Raw genomic sequence first — 350 nt, forward strand, 5'->3', positions numbered from 1 at the left:
ATGAAGACGGTATCGCCGTGTCTGCATTCGAACTCGCCATCGGTTCGGGCGGTGATCGGGCCGATGCCTGGGACGTCGAGGTGGAGGAAGGTGTCGGAGCCGAGATGTTCGGCAACCGTGACCTTGCCCTGCCACAGGCCGGCTTCCTTCGACAGCGTCAGATGCTCGGGGCGCACGCCGGCGGTGGCGGCACTCTTCTGGCGGGCAAAGTCGCCGCTCACCAGGTTCATGCGCGGTGAGCCGATGAAGCCGGCGACGAAGAGGTTGGCGGGTGAGCGGTAAAGCTCCATCGGCGAGCCGACCTGCTCGATATTGCCGCGGTTGAGCACCACGATCTTGTCGGCCATGGT

1 protein-coding gene is annotated in these 350 nt (G+C 64.9%); it reads right to left on the bottom strand.

The genetic code is table 11. The features are described 5' to 3' along the window. Positions 1-350 (bottom strand): TOBE domain-containing protein (locus tag QSK43_RS27075; protein WP_332306027.1); only part of this gene is annotated, 350 nt, incomplete at both ends.

It is taken from the genome of Rhizobium sp. GR12 (assembly GCF_036596185.1).
Lineage (GTDB): Bacteria > Pseudomonadota > Alphaproteobacteria > Rhizobiales > Rhizobiaceae > Agrobacterium > Agrobacterium nepotum.